The organism is Mycobacterium sp. SMC-4, assembly GCF_025263265.1.
GTDB lineage: Bacteria > Actinomycetota > Actinomycetes > Mycobacteriales > Mycobacteriaceae > Mycobacterium.
Map to the genome: position 1 here is coordinate 1,158,925 of NZ_CP079869.1, position 22,184 is coordinate 1,181,108.

Annotated in this window: 13 protein-coding genes and 2 pseudogenes; 7 read left to right on the plus strand and 8 right to left on the minus strand. The window is 62.9% G+C overall.

Translation table 11 applies throughout. The features are described 5' to 3' along the window. Window positions 1-6: 6 nt before the first annotated feature. Both KXD98_RS05580 and KXD98_RS05585 read right to left on the minus strand, forming a co-directional pair. Window positions 7-1,635 (minus strand): hypothetical protein, encoded by a 1,629-nt coding sequence (locus KXD98_RS05580; RefSeq protein ID WP_260762269.1) that lies wholly within the window; start codon window positions 1,633-1,635, stop codon window positions 7-9. 12 nt (window positions 1,636-1,647) lie between these two features. Beyond that, window positions 1,648-4,050 carry a hypothetical protein gene (locus tag KXD98_RS05585; RefSeq protein WP_260765511.1) on the minus strand — a complete coding sequence of 801 codons (2,403 nt, stop codon included), beginning with the start codon at window positions 4,048-4,050 and terminating at the stop codon, window positions 1,648-1,650. 406 nt (window positions 4,051-4,456) lie between these two features. On the opposite strand from KXD98_RS05585, the gene KXD98_RS05590 reads away from it, so the two are divergent. Then, on the plus strand, window positions 4,457-4,906 hold the full coding sequence (locus KXD98_RS05590) for a hypothetical protein (RefSeq protein WP_260762270.1): 450 nt from the start codon (window positions 4,457-4,459) through the stop codon (window positions 4,904-4,906). Between the two features lie 204 nt (window positions 4,907-5,110). Here the strand turns inward: KXD98_RS05590 and KXD98_RS05595 are convergent, their stop codons facing one another. After that, complete coding sequence (locus KXD98_RS05595; RefSeq protein WP_260762271.1) at window positions 5,111-6,265, minus strand: DUF1343 domain-containing protein; 1,155 nt, start codon at window positions 6,263-6,265, stop codon at window positions 5,111-5,113. A gap of 526 nt (window positions 6,266-6,791) precedes the next feature. Between KXD98_RS05595 and KXD98_RS05600 the strand changes: the two genes are divergently transcribed. The 5 genes and pseudogenes from KXD98_RS05600 to KXD98_RS05615 all read left to right on the plus strand — a co-directional run bounded on the left by KXD98_RS05600 (window position 6,792) and on the right by KXD98_RS05615 (window position 14,091). Further along, window positions 6,792-9,284 carry a PQQ-like beta-propeller repeat protein gene (locus tag KXD98_RS05600; protein ID WP_260762272.1) on the plus strand — a complete coding sequence of 831 codons (2,493 nt, stop codon included), beginning with the start codon at window positions 6,792-6,794 and terminating at the stop codon, window positions 9,282-9,284. Between the two features lie 502 nt (window positions 9,285-9,786). After that, a complete protein-coding gene (locus KXD98_RS05605; protein ID WP_260762273.1) occupies window positions 9,787-11,844 on the plus strand; it encodes a hypothetical protein in 2,058 nt (685 codons plus the stop codon). Window positions 11,845-12,189: 345 nt separating this feature from the next. Further along, window positions 12,190-13,215, plus strand: a complete 1,026-nt coding sequence (locus tag KXD98_RS05610; protein ID WP_260762274.1) for a YncE family protein — start codon at window positions 12,190-12,192, stop codon at window positions 13,213-13,215. Window positions 13,216-13,761: 546 nt separating this feature from the next. After that, a pseudogene (locus KXD98_RS28485) lies at window positions 13,762-13,869 on the plus strand (ATP-binding protein); the annotation flags it as partial. 78 nt (window positions 13,870-13,947) lie between these two features. Then, window positions 13,948-14,091 carry a hypothetical protein gene (locus KXD98_RS05615; protein ID WP_260762276.1) on the plus strand — a complete coding sequence of 48 codons (144 nt, stop codon included), beginning with the start codon at window positions 13,948-13,950 and terminating at the stop codon, window positions 14,089-14,091. An 11-nt stretch (window positions 14,092-14,102) separates the two neighbouring features. Here the strand turns inward: KXD98_RS05615 and KXD98_RS05620 are convergent, their stop codons facing one another. The 3 genes and pseudogenes from KXD98_RS05620 to KXD98_RS05630 form a co-directional block, all read right to left on the minus strand. Next, on the minus strand, window positions 14,103-15,218 hold the full coding sequence (locus KXD98_RS05620) for a glycoside hydrolase family 3 N-terminal domain-containing protein (protein WP_260765002.1): 1,116 nt from the start codon (window positions 15,216-15,218) through the stop codon (window positions 14,103-14,105). A gap of 231 nt (window positions 15,219-15,449) precedes the next feature. Beyond that, a pseudogene (locus tag KXD98_RS05625) lies at window positions 15,450-16,151 on the minus strand (protein kinase); the annotation flags it as partial. A 272-nt stretch (window positions 16,152-16,423) separates the two neighbouring features. Then, window positions 16,424-16,807 (minus strand): hypothetical protein, encoded by a 384-nt coding sequence (locus tag KXD98_RS05630; protein WP_260762277.1) that lies wholly within the window; start codon window positions 16,805-16,807, stop codon window positions 16,424-16,426. Window positions 16,808-18,095: 1,288 nt separating this feature from the next. Between KXD98_RS05630 and KXD98_RS05635 the strand changes: the two genes are divergently transcribed. Further along, window positions 18,096-18,647 carry a hypothetical protein gene (locus KXD98_RS05635; protein WP_260762279.1) on the plus strand — a complete coding sequence of 184 codons (552 nt, stop codon included), beginning with the start codon at window positions 18,096-18,098 and terminating at the stop codon, window positions 18,645-18,647. Window positions 18,648-19,825: 1,178 nt separating this feature from the next. On the opposite strand, the gene KXD98_RS05640 is transcribed toward KXD98_RS05635, so the two are convergent. Both KXD98_RS05640 and KXD98_RS05645 read right to left on the minus strand, forming a co-directional pair. Beyond that, window positions 19,826-20,689 (minus strand): MerR family transcriptional regulator, encoded by an 864-nt coding sequence (locus tag KXD98_RS05640; protein WP_260762280.1) that lies wholly within the window; start codon window positions 20,687-20,689, stop codon window positions 19,826-19,828. 1 nt (window position 20,690) lies between these two features. After that, on the minus strand, window positions 20,691-22,184 hold the full coding sequence (locus tag KXD98_RS05645; protein ID WP_260762282.1) for an NAD(P)/FAD-dependent oxidoreductase: 1,494 nt from the start codon (window positions 22,182-22,184) through the stop codon (window positions 20,691-20,693).

Sequence of the window (22,184 nt, forward strand, 5' to 3'; positions counted from 1 at the left end):
ACCTGTTCAGCGGTCGCGTGTATGTGGTTCCTGGGAATCGACACGCCGGTGATCGCCATAGGTGGTGCCAGCGGCAAATCGCTGAGTCGATTCGGCAAGGACCTCACTTGCTCGGTCTCTAGGCGCGGCTGCATCTTTCGAGGGGAGGCCGGGTGGCTCGGCCTGTCCGGCGGGCACGGCGATCGTCGGCTTAGCGGCAGGCGCTGCCCACATGTCGTTCGGTGGCACGGTGTGGTCGCTGGGTGGAGGTTGGGCTGTCGTTACGGTCGGCGACGGGTTCAAAGGTTTGTGGCGCGCGGTTGGCGAACCGGAGCGGCTCAGGAAGATGACAGCGGCGACGACCAGCGTCAGCGCGGCAATGGACAACGCGACATCGAAGAGGCCGGTGATCTGTTGAGCCAGGGTGTTGCCGTACACCTCGTTGATGTCAGTGGGATTGAAGGGGCGTACGCGCGGCACGAGTGCGACCCCGAGCACCAAACGGCAGATGAGCCCGACCATCACGACACCGAGCAGGATGACCAGCACCGGCCGCATGCCGGTCTTTGTCGAGGTGTTGACGAAGATCCAGAGCGCGAGCACGGCAACCAACAGGTCCGCAGCCATGAGTGCGGTGGCGTTGTACGGCGGGGTGGGAAGATCGAGCACAGCGCTGGTCAGCACGTCCGAAATCCGCATCAGGGCGGTTCCCCCGCACCATACAGCGACCAGCAGAAGCACCTTTCGCAGCGCTGCGGTCCATTCGCCGAATGCAGCCCGGCGAAGACTCGCTGTGAGTACGAATGTCCCCACGAGCGCGGCAGTGACAGTCCAGGCGAGGAAGCCCTCGTAGCCGACGCCGGCGGTTGATGTGCTCTGCGAGATGCCGTGGAATGCGTCGAGTTCGCGGCCAGCCGGCAGCATCCATACCAGAGTTCCGGCGACCAGCACCGAAGCTGCTATGAGCACGGCGGCCAAGCTGCCACCTGGTGCGGCGGCGAAAATCCACCGCGCCACGATGATCAGCGGGAGTAGCGCTACAACCGCATACAGCAGCGCGGTGAGTGCGACTGTTGCGTTCTGGGCGCCGATGTCGGGCTCGCCCAGCCCTGGAAGGACGAACCGCGTCCGCTGGTAGAGCGTGTATACGACCGCCACTGCGCCCAGGGCCAGTAGTACAGCCGTTGCAATGCGGACCCACTTCATGCGTTGCGGTGCTGGCTGCTTTGCTGCGCTCGCATACATCGGCTGTGCCGCAAGCAGAGCGCCGACGAGACCAAGGTAGGCGCCGGGACCGATCCCGGGGGGCACCTCCACCGACGACCCTGTGGCGAACGACTGGACGACCGCATAGATCGCATAGCCCGTGGCCATCACCAGGTAGGGAACGTTGAGTAGCAACCGCGCCCGGTTGACGGCGGTGTGATCGGCATTCTCGGTTTGCGTGCTCAACGGGCCGACATGTGTCAGCGCCAGCCCGGTCAGCGAGAGCAGGGTCGCGAGGACAAGAAGCGACAGTAGAGCGCCGGGGATGCCAATCGTGATACCCACCCGCAGATTCCAGGGCAGTAGCAGTCCGAGGACGAGCAGGCCAAGGGCAACGATGTCCCGAATGGCGTTGACCCGTATGGGCCGGTGCGTCACTGCGTCAGTCAAGGCGGACCCCTGCTATTCGTCGCCGGGGACTGGCAGCAGTGTCGTTGCTGGCGATGATCCGGAGTCCGAACCCGAACTGGTACCCGTTCGGTCCTTCTTCGGGAACAGGTCGGAGAGTCGCGGAAGAACTGGCTTCTGCACCGGAGGTGCAGCGGGCGGCTCCTGCATCGCGGGCGGCGGCGCGGGGGCCGGTGCTTCGATGACCGGTGGTGGGGGAGGTGCGGGTGCTTCGACCACGACCGGTGGTGGGGGAGGTGCGGGTGCCTCGACCACCACCGGTGGGGGTGCGGGAGCGGGTGCTTCGATGACCGGTGGTGGGGGAGGTGCGGGTGCTTCGACGACGACCGGTGGTGGGGGAGGAGCAGGTGCTTCGACACGCGGTGCCGGAGCCGGCCTCTGCGTATCAGGCGTCGGCCGCTCGACCTGGCTTACCTCGGGCGCCTCGATATCGGGTTGCGGAGCCTCGACCTCAGCTTTCGGATCGGTTGCGGGAGGGGCCTGCTCGGGGACCGAGCCTCGGTCGTTTCCGGTGCCCGGCTTTTGCTCCTGAACCTTGATTCCGGGTTTCACGCCGGGCCCAGGGACAGCTTCAGTCGGGGAGTCCGACGTCGTGTCCGGTGTCTTGACGACCGGTGGGGCAGTTCCCTGAATGCCGGGAAGGGTGTCGACGGTGCTCTGAGGAACGATCTCTCCGAGCGACGGGACAATCGGCAAGGTGCTGGAGGGTTTCACATTCGATGAAGACAGTTCCGATGGGGTGACGAGTTTGGCATCCACCGGAAGCACTGCCGCAGCATTCGATCTGGTCTCGTTGGTCGCGAACAACTCGGATGGAATCGCGGAGGTGTCGACTCCCGTGATCCCCGCCTCTTTACTTGTCTCGAACAGCACCCCTTTGTCCTTTGGGACGAGGACGACCGGGCCGATGTCGGTCAGGCTGATGGGGCGCTCTCCGCTGGCAGGACCCCGAGTTGAGGTCGCTTTCTTCTGGTCGCGTAGAACCTGCATATAGTTCCAGAAGGCAGTATGGCGGTCGCTAATGGTTTGCTGCATGTCGTTGATATTGGCGACCAGCTGGAGCACCTGGCACGGCGACCACTGCCCGAGATTCGCGACCAGCCGCGCTACAGAGTCAGACACTGGCGAGACTGCGGCGGGCGCTGCCCCAAGGGGCATACCGGGTGCGGGCATCGGAATGATGGCGCTGGCCTTCTGAATCGGCTCGACACCGACCGTCCCATCCTTGTACAGCTGGATCAGCTCGCCGGAAGATCCCTGGTTGCCTCCCGGCCCCCGCAACTGGGGTTCAAGAACACGGGCGTCAGGGTCGGTTCCCGGTGGAGGCAGGTGCTCGACAACTGTCCACGCGGGACCGTCCGGTATGACCCCCTGTCCTGGCGCGGGCGGGAAGTACTTGCCGGCCACGCTCTCCTCGTAGGCCCTCGCCACTTGCCGGTCGACATCGGGACGGATGTTGATCGCGACACTGACCGCCAACGCGGCGAAACCGATGACCACCAGGGCGACCAACGAACTGCCCACCAACAACGCCTTAGACTGGCCAGCAGCAGGGCCGGTCTCCTCCTCCTCGTCGATGTGGTAGGCGGTTGGGGAGATGGAACTCAGCGGGTCCAGCGGTGTCTGCAATGGCAGGTCGCTTCCATCCCACGCTGCCGCTGAATCGTCGACTTCGGAATAAGCGAGATGCTGGGCCTGTGGACCCAGCATCGTGCCGGTGGCCGCGAACGTATCGGTCGCAGCGGTCGCGTTCGGACGGCCCTGGGTGACGAGTCCTGCCAGAGCGGTGCCGCGAGCGACACCGAACTCAGGGTGTTCAGCGAAGGTCAGGGGGACCGGAGACGCCGCGCTGAGTTGCGTGGTCGCGGCAGCATCTAGGGCCGAGCCGAGGACGATGACACTGGTGGCGCCACCTGGTTCCTCGCTGAAGCGTCGCAGCAACGAGTGGAACGCAGCGCCAGGGTCTCCGTCGGTGACCGGCTCGATGGCGATGACCGACGTCGTATCGGCGGCTGCGTCGACGATCGTCAACGCAGCCGTGTCGTCGTCACTGGAGAGCGTGGCCACCGTGCTATCACCGACCAGCGATTGGGCCAGGGCCGTCATCGCGTCGTTGCGCTGGATCACCAGGACATCGGTGAGGCCCCAATCTGACAGCTTGCTTGCCAGCTCAGCAGCACGGATGCGGTCCGGGTCGCAGATTGTGGTGCCGACCAGGCGGTGGCCCTGCTGGGCGAGCACGTCACTTGTCGCGGTCACCGTGGTAACCAGCGTCGCGACGGGCGTCTGCTGGAGGCTCAGCTCGGATTGATCAACGACGCTGTGTGGAGGCGCTGCGTCGAGCAGCGAGAGCCGCGCGCGCTCCCCCTCGATCGACACACCAAGTGAGACGTCCATTTGTCACAACCTCCCCTGTACGCGTCGCTGTGGCACGCCAGACCAGTCTGCGACGCACGCTTACTCTAAGCGACCTTGCCGGCGCGGTATGGGCAAACCCCAATCCGCGACGCCAGACAATCGTCACATTGCCAGGGTCTCGGCGGGTATCGTCCGTTCGGGCGACGCCGATGGTGCGAACTTCCTATGAGTGCGGCAAATTCCAACCACTGATGAAATCATGCTCACCTGGTGTTTTCTCACTGTCTGGCTGCCGCTCCTGCCAGCGTCCGCGCCTGCGGTCGGCGTCGTGCCTTCCAGTCCTTTCACATTCCTCGATGTTGCGACGAGACCTCAACGCCGCCAGCGCTGTTAGCAGCCACTCGGGAATACGGACTACATCGAAAACACCTAAACTCCCGACTTTATGGACAGACTTGACTACGAGAAAGCCCTGAACGTGAGGCGAACTCTGGCCGTCGGCGCGGCGGCATCGCTATTAGCGTTGACCGGATGCTCGAACGCAGATTCACCGAATACCCCACCGGCGCCACGCACCGACGATGAGAAAATCTCGGTGCTGTGGTCGGAGTTTCGGCAGGCGAATCTGGATCGTGACACCACCATGTTCCTGAGGCTGACCTGCCCAAACGTGCGCTCTGAGATCCACCCTGAGAAGTGGTTCGACGATTTCGCGGAGATGAAGGAGGACCAACTCCCCGGACCCGACGACGCCCTCTCCGAACCATTCGACGCACCCGACGGCGGCAAGGACGCGCCCAACGCCAGCCAGTGGCGCCGGATTGTGTTCCTCGATAAGGGTGGACACATTCGCGTCGCGAAGATCGACGACGACTGGTACGTCTGCGAGACATAACCATCGCAGACAGACCGCCCGGATTACGCGCCCGACGATGGTTCTAGGTCAACCCCGCTCTGAGGCTAGACGTTATTGGCACTGGTAGAGGCGGTCGGGGATTAACTGAAAAGCGATGCTCAGAAGGGGATCTCACCGTGGCGCCTCTTATAGTCCAGCGATTCTTGTGCAACAGCCGCAGGCCCGAACTCGCGATGGCCATTTCTAGTACAGCAGGTAGGGTGCCCTGCTCTCGAGAAACGCAGAGGCCTGACGGTCCCAGTCTTGGAGGAGTGCCGGCAACCGGTCCGCATCGATCGCGAGGCGCACCTTGTCCGATCCGGTCAACAGGTCGATTGATGGGCCCCACACGAAATCGTCTGGATGCTGCTTACGGATGGCGTCAATGAGTAGGAGTGCTGTCCGGACTGGCCGGTACGCCTGGCGGTCGGTGACGATCAGCTCGATGCCCGGAATGGTTTGTCCGGGAAACTTGAGTGCGGTGTCCGAGACGGACAGGGTGCGGGGTTCGAATCGGATGCCGGGAAGGCGCATCGCATTCATGGCCTCGACGACGCGTGGCGCATCCAGCCACGAGGCGCCCACCTGTTCGAAGGGGCGATCGGTGCCCCGGCCCTCAGCGATGTTGGTTCCTTCGAAGTAGACCGTGCCTGGGTAGTTAGTCACCGCGGCCAGCGACCGGAGATTGGGCGACGGGTTCACCCAAGGCAAGCCGGTGTCATCGAACCATTGCGCGCGCAACCACCCTTCGGCACGTGCGACGATCAAATCTGCGCCGATACCGTGCTGCTCATTGAACAGCGTGGCCAGTTCACCGACCGTCATGCCGTGTCGCGCCGGGATCGGGTACATACCGACGAAAGAGGCGAACGCCGGCTCAAGCAGAGCACCCTCCACGATCTCACCACCGATCGGATTCGGTCGGTCGAGCACCACGAAGGGAATCCCTTGGCGCGCTGCGGCTTGCATTGACAGCGCCATAGTCGAGACGTAGGTCCATGTACGTCCGCCAACTTCCTGTAGGTCGTAGACCAGTGCGTCCACGTCTTTGAGCATTTCCGATGTGGGTCCCCGATCCTCGCTCAGGTAGAGAGAGTGGATCGGCACGCCGGTCTTGTCGTCGACATCGTCGGCGACGGTGACACCTGCCTCGATGTCGCCCCGGATGCCATGCTCGGGCGCCAGCAAAGCCACGAGTTGCAGGTCGTCATGCCCCGCGATCAGATCAATGTCTGGCGTGCGCATCCTGTCGATTCCCGTGTGGTTGGTGATGAGACCGATGCGCTTACCGCGCAACGCCGGCGGCAGATCGCGGAGGAAGATCTCGATACCGGGCCGAACGTGCCCGACTGCGGGCATTGCCGTCGTGGTGAGAGTCCGTATTGGCGGTGAAGTGTTCGACGGCGAGAAAGACGCCGGTGGCTGTGCGCAGGACGCAAGCAACGTGGATGCTGCCAGCGCACTGAGCATCGACCTAAATCGGTAAAGTGGCAGCAGCATTCGCATACCGTATCTTTGTTCGGCGCAGACAGGACGTAAACCGATTCCCAGCCTGTACAGGGCTGGGGTGCTATGCGACCGGGTGTCGCGGTAGTGTGACCGCGCGCAATTGTCGAAAGCGTTGTCGCGTTGAATAACTAGGACTCTGATTCAACCTTCAGCGTTCTGTGGGCCCCGCCTCATCGACCCATACGACCGGTGTCGGTCGAACGGGTGATTTTTCCGTATCGACGTGCTCCGACGGCCGGCAAAAGGGGCGCGCGGTGCCGGTTCCCGACAGCGACGACCGGGTTCGTGTCAAAATCGCGGTTCGCAGTGTCACAAGGACAGTGCGAGGCGGTCGTTGGACCGTGTCGGTCGGGAAGAGCATTGCGAAGGCGAATCGATGTCAGGTGCGAATTTCAACCCGCCACCAGGCTGGCCGATCCCGCGGGGATGGACTCCACCACCGGAATGGGAGCCGGATCCGTCATGGCCGTCCGCGCCGGCGGGATGGCAGTTCTGGATCGACGAACCTCTACTTGCTCCGGACGAAGAGGCGTGGCCCACACACGGTGAGAGTGCCCCCGAAGTAGTTGGCCCGCCCCACCTGTCGGCGCGCCGGCGCAAACTCGCGCTGGTTGCCGTTGCGGTGACGCTGGCGGTGGCGTTGACGGCGGGGACAGTCGTAGCGGTGTCGTGGTGGAGAGAGTCACCAGAGTCGGTGGCCCGTCCGCTGGGGATGCTGCCGGGGACGTATCCCACCTCGCCCCAGTTCGCCTGGATGGTCGCCGCAGAGGAGCTCACCTCGGGCCCGGACCCCGGTATCACCAGCCCCGTCTACGGGGCGGCGTACTACGCCTCGGTTGGCGCGGTCGTGGCCGGCGATCACGTGATCGTGCACGCGGTTCCGCAGCGTCAGTCGCCAGAAAACGCTCAGATGGTTGCGATCGGTCTGGACGACGGGCAGGTGGCGTGGACACGACCTTCGAATGGGGCCGATGGGTGCGCGCGCGACCTTGTTCGCGACCTGCTGCCGTGCCGCAGCGCAGCGAAGTACGGCGCCACCAGCGCAGTAGATTTCATCGACATCGACACCGGCTCTACGCGGTCGAGTGCGTCGGTGCCGTTCTACCTCAACATGCTCGCCACGGACGGCGAGGACCTGTACACGGCGGGGTTCCGCGAGTCCGAGGGATTGGTGGTAGCCAAGGGGTCGGTGGAGAATCCGACGGCCGACTGGCAAGTCAGCATCCCCGGCGAAGCGTGCGAGGGGTACGGCGGAGGCGACCTCTATGCCTTGCAGGTGCGTGATGGAATCGTGTCCGGCATGCAGGGCGGGGGAGCCGACATCGCACTCCGCGCCTCCGATGGCACCCCGATCTTCGATTCAGCAGTGTCGAATGTTTCGGCTTTCGACGGGCCGGTTGTCGTCGCGCAGCGGTGCGTCGCCGGGAGCGGATCAGACGACTGGCCGATCGAGGTCGTCGACGGCGAGGGCGCATTGCTGTTCACCCCCGACGCCCACATCCGGCGACACCTCTTGGACGTGGGCGCCGGCGCGCCGACCACCCTGGTCACGATCGACGGCGAAGGGATCGACGCCACAACAGGCGAGATTCTTTGGCGGAACCGGGACTGGCCAAGCGGGTGGGGCACCTCGTCGGTGGTCGTGGGTGACACTCTGGTCTATCAGGGTGGTCGGACTGACTTCCTTCAAGCCGACGACATCGTCACCGGTGACAGCACGTGGGGTGCTTCGCCGGCTGCGCTCGGTGAGCAGCTGGTGACCGACGGCCGCAACCTGATCTCCCGGCTGCACAGCGATATCCAGGCGCGTTCTCTGGCAGACGGAAAGGAGCTGTGGTCGATACCGATACCGGGGATCGGTGACAATGAAACCGTCGAGCTCCAGGCAACTGACCATGGCCTACTGCTCGTCACCGGTCAGAAATTGGGATTGCTGCGTCCCACCGGTCCGTCCGCGCCGGTCCCCGGCCGCGGGGCAAGCCACGACATCGAGGACAGCACCGGCGGCACCACGCTGGTGACAAAGTGCGGCACTCCCCCGAGATTCGAACCGCAGGAGATCGTCACCGAAACCGGGGCGCTTGTTATCGACATGAAGATTGTTGCCAATTGCCCCGGCGGCGACGTCTTGTCCTCGCCACGAACCTCGGTGTCAGTAGCCGCCGGAGACGGCCAGAATGTGGCATCCGGGACGTTCGACCTCTCGACGGCGCCGATCGTCATCGCTCCCAGTGGTTCCGGTGAGGAACCGTCGGCGCTTCATCGATTCAGGTTTCCGGTGGGGACTTTCTGGCGGTTGCCGGTGTCGGTCGACGAAGTGCCCGACGCGGATTCCCCCCAGAGGGGCAGGGTTGATCTCGATGCGAAGACGCTCCGCGTCGAATGCCAGACAGACGGGTCTGGCGTGGCATCAGAGCAGGCTGGCTCCGGAGCTGAATCGTCTACCGCGGCGGGTCCCGCCGATCCTCAACGCGGTGACGACGAATCGGCCAGCCTCGATGCGCTGCGTGCCCTCGCCAACGCCGACCGCCCATTCGTGACGCGGCAGCTGGCCGATCGTTGGGTGCCGCAGCTCAGCTCGAAACGGCCGGGTTTGGTGGCCGACGGGATCGTCTGGAACAACGCTGAGACCTTGCGGGAACACCTCGACCTGAGACTGAGGTATCCCGAAGTACGGCTACTGTGGTCCGGCGATTGGCCTGTATTCTCGGCGCCGGATTTCTGGGTGACGATTGCCGGAGTGACATTCGCCGACCCCGGCGGCGCCCTGGCATGGTGTCGCGATCATGGGTTCGACCGCGACCACTGCTATGCCAAACTCGTCAGCACGACCCATCCGGTCGAAGGCAGCACGGCCTTCAACAATTGACGGCTGTCGGCCGAGCAGAGGATAGTTCTCCTGTCGGCCCGCCCGGTAACGTGCAGGGTGGCCTCAACTGAGCGCGGCAAAATTGTAGGGGCGCCGCGTAATGATCGATCTGCGGGGGACCATCGATGAGAACCGCTCCCATGTCGTCCGAAGCGGCGGTTGCGCTGTCGACAGCGGCTGCGCCGACCGTTGCATTGCCGATGGCTGAGGTACCTCATAGCGCCGACGTAAAGCTGCCGCTCCGGCTTTCTGCCTATGGGACCGGAACCGCGACCTCCAGGCGTCGACCATGCGCCGTAGCTATCTGCCGTCTAGCAGCAATTCAGGTCCTTGCTGGCGGCAATGTTCCTGTCGTCGAGAGGATCTTGATGGTTATCGCCGCGCGGGCGTGCTCACCGATCGGGAGTCGGCCCGGGATGGTCTTCGGTCATGTCGCTCTCGCAGGTAACGGTGGAGCGGGTCCGTTGCGGCACGGTCTCCGTGACGAGGCGGAGTGACTTCAATGATGCGGCTCGATAACGGTGCGGGTATCGGTCTGGGCGCGGTGATCGCTCGGGCAGGGGAGGGCACCATCTATGAGGTTGTGGGTCGTCGGGATTGGGTCGCCAAGATTTTTCACAGCGACTTGAAAGATATTGCGGCCAAGCGGGCCAAGGTGGCTGCGATGATCGCGTCTCCACCAGAGGGGGGTATGCAGGCCGATGGATTTGTGGTGTTGACCTGGCCTTTGCACATGGTGATCGGCGATGACGGTGCAGCTGGGTATGTGATGCCGCGGTTGGACACATCGAACGCGGTGGAAATTCACACCGTCAGCAATCCGTCCAATCGGGCCAATCCGCTGCCTGCGGCGCCGCAATGGCCGCGCCACGTGTCTTGGCATCATCTGGTCAACATTGCGGCGAATCTGTGTCTGGCGGTGGAGACGGTACACCGAGTGGATGCGGTGATTGGAGACTTCCAAGAGCGCAATATTCTGGTCAACGACACCACACGGGTGTCGTTGGTGGACTGTGATTCCATGCAGTTCACCGATGGCTTCGGCCATCAGTTTCTGTGCGGTGTCGGTCGGGCGGAGTTCACTGCCCCAGAACTGGCTCGTGTAGACCTAGCCCGGCAGGCACGGGACAAGCCGTCGGACCTATTCGCACTTGCGGTGCATGTTCATCTGTTGCTGATGGCCGGCAACCATCCTTTTCTTCGGGGCGAGTGGGTCGGGGGTGGTGAACAGCCCGATGCGATGAGCCTGGCGATCAGCGGGCAGTGGGCCGGCGGTCCGCAGTCGAAATTGCGCACCCATCCGTTGGCGCCTCCAGTGAAGTTCCTACCGCCGGAGATTCAACGTCTATTCGCGCGCGCCTTCACCGATGGAGCACGTGACCCGCGGAGCCGTCCCTCAGCTGCTGAGTGGCGGCAGAACCTGCAGCGCATGCAGATTGGCACATGTGCACGGGGGCATCAGATTCCTGTTGAAGCGCAGCCATGTCCGTGGTGCGTGATCGACGACGTTCGTGCGGTGCGCCGTCGTGCGCAGACCGCCAGCGCGCTACCGCAGAAGTCAATGCCGGTGATTGCACCGCGCCCGATGGATCTCGCAGCATCGGGAAACCGCTCGACGTCACCCAGCGCCCCATCCGGTACACGTCGAAACGTCATGATCGGCATTGGGATTGGCGTATTCGTCACTGCCGTAGCAACCGTGATGGCACTCGCGTTGGGTGGGGCAGACTCGCCGGGTCCTGCTGGCGCAGGCGCACCTGGTGGTACCACGAACTATGGTGCATCGAATGAGAACTGTCACAGGGCGCCGAGGATCGGGCAGGCATCTTTGAGCCTGACGGAGGCCGGGCTGGCCGTCGACATTCCGATGACCGCAAATTGTGCTGCGGGATTGGAACTCTCGGGTGCAGATGTCCACGTGACAGTATCGGACGGTGCCAAAGATGTGGCGGCGGGGAGGTTCGATTTCAGCATCCGGCCGGTCGTGGTCAGCGGGCAGGTGACTCAACGGCTCGTCTTTCCGGCAGGTATGTACTGGCGAACACCAGATTTGGTATCGCCGTCGGTATCGGTCGATCTCGCCGGGCTGAATCAGGATGTTGCGGACGGCCGGTCGGCTGCCGGAACTTCTCTGATAGCCAACGGACCGCTGCAGCCGGCGCATGGGGATTTCGACAGCGTTGCCGCTGCGGCCTTGAGCGAGCTGTCCGGTTCGGACCACGCCGTGGCTCAGAACAGTATCGCCGACCATTGGGTGCCTCAGATCAGCTCGAAACGTGTCGGGTTGGTCACCGATGGCATCACCTATCGCGATCAAGACATACTTCGCGACCACCTGATGCGACGTCAGCTCTATGACGGTGTCCGGTTGCTTTGGTCAGGGCACTGGACGACATTCAACGGAGCGAACTGGTGGGTGACCGTGGTGGATGCGCCATCCGGCGATGCGGCGATCGCCAACGGGTGGTGCGATATGCACAACATCGATTCGTGGAACTGCTTCGCAAAGTATGTCAGTGACCGCGTGGGGCCGGACGGAACGACCGTCATCCGCCGGTGATATCGAATTGTCTCAGTGTGTGGGAGGGTCGGCAATACGAGATTTCCGTGGTGCGATGGTGGGCCGAGGCGAGAAAGGACGATCTCGTCGGGGCGGTGCGCACCCATAGACCTGGTCGATGGCGACAGACTGTGCGCGCTAGTCATGGAATACGAGACTGGCGTCAGGACCACGCCAAGAACTGTCGAAGACGTCACCATGGACACCGAACCACTTCAAGTCGCTAGCCCCAAAGTGGGCTGTACTCGACGGCACGCTGCCAAAGGCCTACACCGAAACCAGGGAATTTCTGTAACGAAACTTGACACTCGCCTATCGTGGTCACCGTACTCTCAGGGAGGGCAGATGCGTTTGACCGGGCTAATGCTGGCGATCGTACTTGGCGCAGCCGTTAGCTGCTCCTCTCAAGCTGCCGACCCAGGAGGCACCGTACCTCCCAAAGCTGATATTCCAACAGAGCCGCCGCGCGTGGTGAAGACCCTATCGATGGCAGGTAATCCGTGGGCAGTTGCGGTCGATTCGAAGAAGGCCAAGATCTACCTTGCGGACCCGAATCGGGATGCCATCACTGTCATGGACAACAACGGCCAGGTCAAGGCAACCATCACCGGCGTCGCCAACCCGCAAACCTTGGTTGCCGATCCGAGCCATAATGCGGTCTATGTTCCGAACGGTACCTGCTCCCAGGGCGAGCTCGCCGTCGTCGACACTAACGATGATCAGATTCGCAGCTTCATCACTGTTGGCGTCGCGCCGACAGCCGCTGCTATCGACCCGACTTCCGGCCAGATGTACGTCATCAATCATGGCTGCCCCGACGCCTTCGACAGCACCCTGTCGATCATCGACACGGGGCGGCGTCACGTGATATCGGAGTTTCCGATCGGCAGGTCGGCCAGCCTGGCCGACATCGACCCTGACACTGAGAAGGTTTACGTCAGCAGCTATTTGCGAAGTGAAGGAAGCAACCTGCTGGTGGTCGATCCTGCCGCGCAAGATGTCATCACCAGAATACCGCTTCCTGGCAGCCTTGGCGCCGGTGCGGTGGCAGTGGACTCTGCATCGCAGTCGGTCTACATCACCAACGCACAAGGCTCGGTTACGGTCGTGGACACAACCGCCAACAAGGTCCGCGCCGAGATACCGGTCGGCAACTATCCGATGCAGATTGCCGCAGATCCAGATTGGAAAACCATTTACGTCGTCAATCAGGCGGACAACTCCGTGTCTGTCATCGACACGCGCAGCAATCGGGTGACGCAGACAATCGACGTTGGGCGCAGACCTTCTAGCATTGCGGTCGATTTGACCACGCACCGGGCGTATGTCACCAACAGCGACGACGGAACGATCACGGTAATCGGACGATAGGTGCCGGCAGTGTCTGTGGCTGTGCCTTGTACCTTCGCAATGGCCGGCGTGCACATCAGCTACGCCGCTTCACGACCCATGTCATTGTTACTCCTCTATCGGGTAACCGTCGCTGACATCTCCCCAAGGCTGCAATAGCGAGCTTCCGGCAACTCGGTGTCTTAACCACCCCAAGCGCTAAAGGCCGTTCCCATCCTTTGTGCGCCGCGTGGCGGCATCACCCCGGCGCAACGCCGCTATGACGAATCCGGCGATTATCGGGCTACGGCATCTCGATTTCGCCGTGACCTACGGTCATGGCGCCGTGCGCTGGTGTAGGAGGCGATGAACTCCAAGCTTCTCGCAGAATGCGGGCACACTGTTGGCGACGGTTGAAAGTCCGACCAGTCGCGACGGGGTGGGTTCTAGAACGTCGCAACACCGACCGACCTTCAGACGTTAACAGGGTCGCGAATAGTGTTGCTCCCCTGTGGGTTTAGCTGATGCGACGTCAGCTCTATGCGGTGCCCGGTTGCTTTGGTCAGGGCACTGGACGACATTCAACGGAGCATCCTCGATCGCCTCCTGCACCACGCCACCGTCGTCATCACCGACGGCCCGGTCTACCGCATGAAAGACGCGCAACACCGAAAGGAGACGCCCAACACAACCTAGGAATCACCGCACGGAGTGGGTACTGTCATCTGGACACCAACGGACACTTCGACGTGGCCGTTGACAGCGAACTGGTGGGTGACCGTGGTGGATGCGCCATCCGGCGATGCGGCGATCGCCAACGGGTGGTGCGATATGCACAACATCGATTCGTGGAACTGCTTCGCAAAGTATGTCAGTGACCGCGTGGGGCCGGACGGAACGACCGTCATCCGCCGGTGATATGAATTGTCTCAGCGTGTGCAGGCAAGTGCGGGATTCTTCGCCACGGCCATCGTCCGGACCGCATCCTCGACCCTGGCGATGGTGAGTTCGCCGCTGTTGACCGCACTTTCGAGCCGATCGAGGACGGCAGGAACCTGGTCCGTCGAGATCCACAATGCCGTGTCCGCACCGGCTTGAAGCGCTTTGAGCACAGCGTCTGGGACGCTGTAGAGCTGGGTGATCGCAGCCATGCTCGATAGGTCATCGGTGAATGTCGGGCCATCAAATGCCGGACCACCGTAGCGACCCTCACGTAGGAATGCATATGCCGCACCGGACAAACTGGCGGGGTCGGTGCCGGTCAGCCCAGGAACCTGCATGTGTCCGAGCATTACTGCTACCGGATGAGCGGCGGTCAGTGTGCGATAGGGAACTGTGTCGATCTGCAACAGCTGCTCTAGAGGTGGCGTGGTCACACCACTGTGGTGAGAATCGCCCGACGCACGGCCGTGACCCGGAAAGTGCTTGAGAACCGGAAGGAGGCCAGCTTCTCGAAGACCCTGCGCGTAGGCACCTGCATATTCGGTCACGGTGTGGGGGTCGGCGCCGAACGAGCGGTCGCCGATGACAGTGCCGTCGGCGTCGCCTGTGACATCGACAACGGGAGCGAAATCGACGGTGATTCCGTAGTCGCGCATCTTGCGTCCCCGCTCGTAGGCGATAGCCTGCACTTGCTGGGCGGAGACCCCCGCAGCCAATTGGCGCGGCGAATCCTGGTATCCGATCAACGATCTCAACCGCTGTACCCGACCGCCTTCTTCGTCAACACTGACCGCAAGTGGGATCTGGCGTTGCGCTGACTGCAGTTCCCGTAGCGCACCGGAGGTCAGCATGCTCAGATCCGTCCAGCTGGTGATGAAGATTCCGCCGACATGTTGGTCGTTGACGGCGGCGCTGGCGTCAGCAATATTGCGCACTCCCACCATCAGCGTCTGCGCGAGCTTTTGACGTAGATCAAGCCCGTTCAACAGCGTGTCGAGCTCGTGGCATGCCGACTGCGGTGGGGCCGAGATAGCTGTCGGCGCCGAGACAGCCGTCGAGGACAGGCCAGCCTCGCGATCTGAGGACCTGATGATGGTTGTCATCGTCAACGCGACGGTAAGGACAAGCGCCAGCGCGGCGGGCACCAAGACTTTCCGCCGCTTGGTGGCCCTCCCCCTGCTGGTCGACCGCACTGGTCTGGAACCGGACCTGACAGGCTTTGATTCGTCGCGGGCAGGATTCGCGAGCGCTTCGACAAGCTCCCGGCAGGAGTGGTACCGATCTGCAGGATCGAAAGCGAAGGCTCGCGCGAAAACCTGCGCGAGCCCGTCGACCCCAGTTGACGCCCGGTCCAGCGCAGCGGCGTCGAACTCCAAGCGGCCGCTCGCGGAGACGGCGCGGATTCCATCCCCGAATGGGGGTCTAGCCGTGTAAAGACGGAACACACTGGCTGCGAACATGAACTGGTCGCTGCGGCTGTCCGTAGCAGCGCCGGTTAACGCCTCCGGTGCCGCGTAGGACTTGTCCACAGGAACAGCGGCAGCATGCCGGTGCCCGAAGCCCGTAACGGCGATGCGGTAGTTCTTGGAAAACGGGTCGGAAAGCAATATGTCAGCTGGTGTGATGTTGCCGTGAAAGACACCGTGGCGTGCGGCTTCGTCCAAAGCCCGTGCAACATGGTCGGCGATCAGACACACGCTCTGGTACGGGATTCCGTTGGGAAAACGCTGGCGGAGCAAGTCTTCGGCGCTGACGCCGGCCGTCAATTCAGAGCTGACCCACTGCTGGCCGGCGGCCTCACCGACACCGAGGACGCGAACTGTCCCGGGGATGGTTACCCGCATGAGCGTTTCGTTGGTATGGCGGAATCGCCGGCGCCGCTCCTCATCCGAGGAAGCGGTGGCGCGGAGGATTTTCAGATGGACGCTAGCTCCGGTTGACAGCTCGAGGGCCCGGTACCGAGAGCCCGTCGGGCTCGATCCCAGGAACTCCGTGATCCGGAAGCCGGCGTAGTGGTCGCCGCTCGTCAGTGGCATGGGTCAGTCCTGTCACTCAACCGTGCCCGGTCTGGGCCCTCGGTGCAGAAGAACCTCGGAACAGGCGTGCCGATGGTCTTTGCCGTTGCTGGCTAGTGACGCTGTGGTTCACCAGCCGGCCGTGCGTTGGATGCCAGCGTGCAGAGGGTGCTGTGCTCAAACATACGACGCGAAAGCGGCCAGCCCGAGCAATTCCTAGTAGACCATGACAGACGTCGCCTTGCTGCGACGTGTTCCAGACCCCTTCGGCCCTTGGTGCGGTGCGGGACGTGTCATCCGGTGCTGACGACAGTCTGTGGCTTACCGTCGACATGAGGGAGTCCGCCGACCATGACGAGTCGCCTGTCCCCGGTGTACCCGTCGCAGCCCCACCAGACCGAATAGTTGCCTGCCGGCACATTGGTCATCGTGAACGTGATGGTGCTCTGTGGGGCGACTGTCGTGTATGGCGTGAGGTACTCCTCGAATCCGTTGAGCCGTGCGCCGCACCGGTTGGGCTTCGTGAGGTGGTTGGTGATGCTGATCACGGCAGTGTTCTCTGCAGGACTGGACAGCGCCACTGTCGGGTTCGGCGCCGCGTGGGCGGCAGCGTGAGAAAGAGTGAGTGCAGCGCCGGATACCGAGGCGACGAGCACTGCGCGTTTGAGGTTTCGCATACTGGTTCCCTTGCTGTGAAGGTCTTGCCGGACCATTTCGCGGCCCGTGATGAGTGGGGCTCGCGTGGAAAATCTAGCCAAGGGGCCCGCTTGTATCGGGCCGAATTGACTGCATGAGTGTTGATTCGTACGAACGGAGGACGTTGTGCTGACCGAGTTCAGCAGGAATGCCCAGGCCTGGACCGTGTGCACCCGAAGGTGCGGGGCGTCCGTGGCCGCAGGGGTGTCCGGGGCCTGATGGTCGAAGCGGTTGACACGACCACCTCAAGCAGAGTTTGTCAGTCGTTCGAATTACAGAGGAACCTCTCGCTTACAGCGATACTGTGAAGCGACGACACTGTGTAGCAGGGGGGATGATGTCTCGAAAACCAACTGGGTTGTTGGCTTCTGCGCTTGCAGGATGCGCGATAGCCGTTGCTGGATGCGCCGGGCTCCCCACCGAGGTTACCGGTGATTCGGGCTCAGCTGAGCAGGTGCCGTCGCTGGTGGGGACTTGGAGCCCGTCCGACGGTACGTCCGAGAAGACGCTGGACGCTGGCGGGAACTGTCGTGGCTTCTTCTACAACAGTGGGAAACCGTTGGACATTGGTGGGCCGATGAGTTGCCAGCTGTCCAGCGCGCCGGACTCCTCTGGTCGATACCGCCTGCTGGTGACTCAAGGGGGCAATCGCGCAACATATCTGGTCGAGTTCGACGGTGCAGATGCTGCCAGCGTCTACAGCAAGAACGGTGCGTTCCTATACGCACTCACCCGATTCTGATGGTGAGCAAGAGTCAGAGCGACGCCGGCATTATCACGCGCCGTTGTCGTCCGAACGGACTATTGCCGGCGGAACTGCCCTGTCGAGGCTATGCACATGCTTAGTTTCATCTATACAAAGTTCAGCAAGACAGATCGGGGAGACGGTTGAGTCAAGAGCAGGTACCCGGTCGACAGCAGTCGGCGGCGCACGGTCACACCCCAGAGAATTCAAGGCCGAGTATCTACCGCGCGCCATCTCACGGCGCTCAGGAGCGCAGGCCCGCAGCGACATCTGCAACTTTCCTTCCCGATATGGGGGGTGCGCAAGGAGCGCCGAACGACGGTGCGCCGCAGGCCAGTTCCGGGGCGGAAAATGTTTATATCGGTGAAGGATCCAACCCCCAGGGCGGGCAGGCTGGCACTCCTCGGGTCGGTAGCTCACAGCACCCGGCTGTGTCGATGCCGTCAAACCTCGCACATCCCGTGCACGTTCCATGGACATCATCAGCGCGTCCGCCCGGGACGAATCAGAACCAGCACCCAGTGGTGCGGTGGCTGGTCGACCCGAAGAACCGCAAGGCGGTATTGGGCGGTGGAGGTTTGGCCGTTGCAGTTCTGCTGATCATCAGCGGATCCGGATTGGTGGCGCTACTGGGAGTCGTGCTTGCGATCACGATATGGGCGACGTTGTTTCGTTTGGTCCCCAGTGACACTGCATCGTTTCGGATTCGCACCCATCTTGACGAAGAAGAGATTGCGGGTTTGGCAGCTGAAGTGGCCGCCGACCTCAGCGGACCGTTTTCACGAGTGATTCTTCAGTCGGGGACCGTTGATCGACTAGAGATGGTGATCACCGGCGCCATGTCCGAACCGTTGGAGTTTTACGTCCACATGGTTTCGAGGAACGACGGCACGATCACGGTGAGTACCGAAATCGAAACGTGGACGAAGAACAGATTCACGGTGTGGTTCATCCCTGTTCCGTTTGTCAACACCATCGACGGGTTTCGGTTGTACAAGAGGTTCGGTGATCGATGGTCGAGCGCCATCGCGGAGTTCGACCCGCGAGCAGACGTCGAATACCTGCAGAAAACATGATTACCAGCGGGTCTACCGTACTTAAGGGGGAGGACCGACAGTGTCCATGATGTTAGATCTGCTGTCCACGGGACAAGGTGTCCTCGACAGCGCCGCTACTTCGGCAGAGTTCTTGGCGCGTCGCGGTAGTCGACGAAGCACGCACTTTTTCTTCTTCGGCGGAGGCGCCGGTGCGCTGCTGTGGATACCCCTTCTTGCGCTGGGTCTGTTTGGCGCTTTCCTCGTGCGAAACCCGGACAAGGCGCGACGATACAAGGAACAACTGAGAATCCGCGTCAACAACTGGTCGTCCTCGCAACCACAGAGCTTCGAGCCCACGAGTGACGGTTCGGGTCGACCGTCGACGCTCACTGTTCCCGGCGCGCCAGGGCGACCGCCCAGGCTACGGTTACCGATGCGTGCGGGACCGCCTGGTGCTCCTGCGGTCTCGCAGATCACTCCCGATCCTACGAGCTTTCCCCGTTCCCATCCGTCTGTGGTGCAACAACACCCTCCGGAGCGCTTCAATCCGCCGCCGAGCTGGCCACTCCCAGCGGACTTCACTCCGGGGCCCGGGTGGGCACCGGACCCGTCTTGGCCGCCTGCACCGGCGGGATGGAGGTTCTGGGTTGGCAACCGTTGACCGCCTGTCATACCGAACATCCTGGCAGGGGGTTCACCCGTCCAGCGGTGGTCTGGATCGTACGGTGAGGGGGAGAAGAGTGCACCGGCGGATTCTGGCAGGGCGCGGATCAAGGCCTGCGCTAATCTCGAAAGGCGCTGCTGCGATGCTATTTTCATTGTTCTTCGCAGTGGCGTGTGGCGGCGCGGGCGGACTCGGGCAATCGAAGGGAGTTACCTGCGACGAGTACTCGCAGAAGCAGTATGCCCCTGCGGGAATCGGCGGGGAGGCACAGAGTTCGGACCTCTTGGACCTGCTAGAGCAACACAACTTGCCGTGGAGCGTTTCTCTGGTTGGTGAGGTGCAAAGCCAAGTCAATGCGTTCTGCGGCAGACCCAGCCCCAAAGGGGGACAACCGGCCAAGCGCAACAATGATCGCCCGATCGATGAAGGCGTCGACTGGACCCAAATCGGATAGGCGCGGGGAGAATGTCTGGCTCTGCGTAGGAGAGGCCGTTTGGCCGAAAGGCTCGTAGTGCTGCTATCGCACAAAGCGCCCGGTTGCTCGGCGTATGGGTTACTCGCCGGATGCCGCCTGCTTCTCGATCAGGTCGCCGAGCATCTGTGCGACCACCGATTCCACCTGCGATTCGATCGACGACGCCAGCGTGGCCCCGACCGCAGCCACGGCCTGGGTACGGAACCGCACCAATGTGGTGATCAGCTGGGCGACTTCGACATCGTCGGGCATGGCGGCACCGGGGTTGATCTTGTCGACGACCTCTTCCAGGCCGGCCTGCACCAGGATCGCGCTGATCTGATCCAGCAGCGGGGCCACCTGCTCGTGCAGGTCGATGAGTTTGTCCCATGCCACCCCGTACTGGCGGATCTCGGTGAACGCGTCCACCAGTGTCGGCCGCATGACTGTGGCGTGTTCGTCGTCGTCGATCCGGACGATGCCCAGCGCCACCAGCCGGTCGAACGCGTCCGAATCGTCGATCAACCGTCGTGCCGCGGTCAGCGGCATCCGCTGCGGCTTCTCGGTGGCCCAGCTACCCGCGATGGCCGATTCAAGGCCCAGCATGTCGCCGAGGTCTTTGCCCTGTTCCCACGTCGAGAGCATCTCCTTGACGTGGGCGATGTTGTACCCGCGGTCCAGCAGTGAGGTGATCAGCCGCAGCCGGGTCAGGTGGGTGTCGTTGAACAGTGCAATCCGGCCCACCCGCAGCGGCGGGTGCAGTAGACCGCGGTCGCGGTAGACGCGGATGTTGCGGGTGGTGGTGCCGGCCAGCCGGGCGAGCTCGTCGATGCGGTACTCGCCGGAGTCGGCGGCGCCGTGCGGTTGCACCGCGGCGTCGAACAACTGCGACACCGCATTCTCGATGACGTCTCGCGAGCCGCGGCGAACGCGCCGCAGAATCGTCTGGATCGGCCCGGACATCTCAGGCCGTCGAGGTCACTTCACGGGGCCGCACCTGGTGGGCGACCGCGTGGAAGTCCTCGAATCGGAACCGTCGCATCTGTCGAAGATACTGCGTCGCGAAACCGGGGTACATCGAGGCGTTGAAACCGTCGGCTGTCAGGTACCAGCTGTGACATCCCGACATCCAGGTCGTCTTGGTCAACCGCTGCTGCATCCGCTCGTTGTAGCGTGCCTGGGCCTCGGCGCGCACATCGAGATAACGAAGGTTCTGAGCCAGGATGGTGGTGACCCCGGTGACGGCGTAGTCGATCTGGCCCTCGACGTAGACCAACAGTGAGTTGTGGCCGGGCCCGGAGTTCGGTCCCGTCATGAAGAACAGGTTCGGGTAACCGTGCACGCTGGCGCTCTTGTAGGCCTGCGCGTGGCCGGCCCACTCCTGTTGTAGGGATCGTCCGCCGAGTCCGGTGACCGGGAATGGGGGGCCGGTCAGGTGCACGTCGTACCCGGTGGCGAACACGATCGCGTCGAGATGGTGTTCGATGCCGTCGCTGGTGCGGATGCCGGCCGGGCTGATGGTGGCGATCGGCCAGGTGATCAGCTTGCAGTTGTCCCGCTGGAGCGCCGGGTAATAGTCGCTGGACATCAGCATGCGTTTGCAGCCCGGGGTGAAGTCGGGAGTGAGCTGGCGACGCAGCCACCGATCCTTGACCTGGGCATGCAGATGAGCCTTGGCCAGCCGGGCGACCACCGCCGACATCGGCGATTTCCACACCAGGGCGGTTGCGCTGGCTTCGTGCCCCCAGAACAGCATCTGCCGGGCAATCTGCTGGGTGGCAGGGACTTTGGCAAACAGCTCCTGCACGGCTGCGGGCATGCTGACGTCGATCCGGGGCAACACCCAGCCCGGGGTTCGTTGGAAGACCTTGACGAACTCGGCTTTCTTGACCAGCTCCGGGACGATCTGCACCGCACTGGCGCCGGTGCCGATGACCGCGACACGTTTGCCGGTGACGTCGTAGTCGTGGTCCCAGGCCGCACTGTGGATCTTGGGGCCGCGGTAGCTGTCGATGCCGCGGATCTGCGGGAATGTGTGATCTGCCAATGGTCCTGAGGCCAGCACCACGGTGCGCGCCCGAAACCTCTTGCGCCGCTTGGTGGTCACCGTCCAGACTCCGGCTTGTTCGTCGAATGCCATGCCGCTGACCTCGGTGTTGAACCTGATCATCGGGCGCAGTCGGTGGTGGTCGGTCATCGCCTCGATGTGCGCGCAGATTTCGCTGCCCGAGGGGTAGGCCCGGGACCATGACGGGTTCTTGACGAACGAGTACGAGTAGAGCAGCGACGGGATGTCGCAGGCCACCCCGGGATAGGTGTTGTCACGCCAGGTGCCGCCGACCCGGTCGCCGCGCTCGACGATCACGATGTCGTCGACGCCGGCTTCTCGGAGTTTGATGGCGGTGCCCAGGCCGGTGAATCCGGCTCCGACGATGAGGGTGTCGTGGATGTCGGCCAT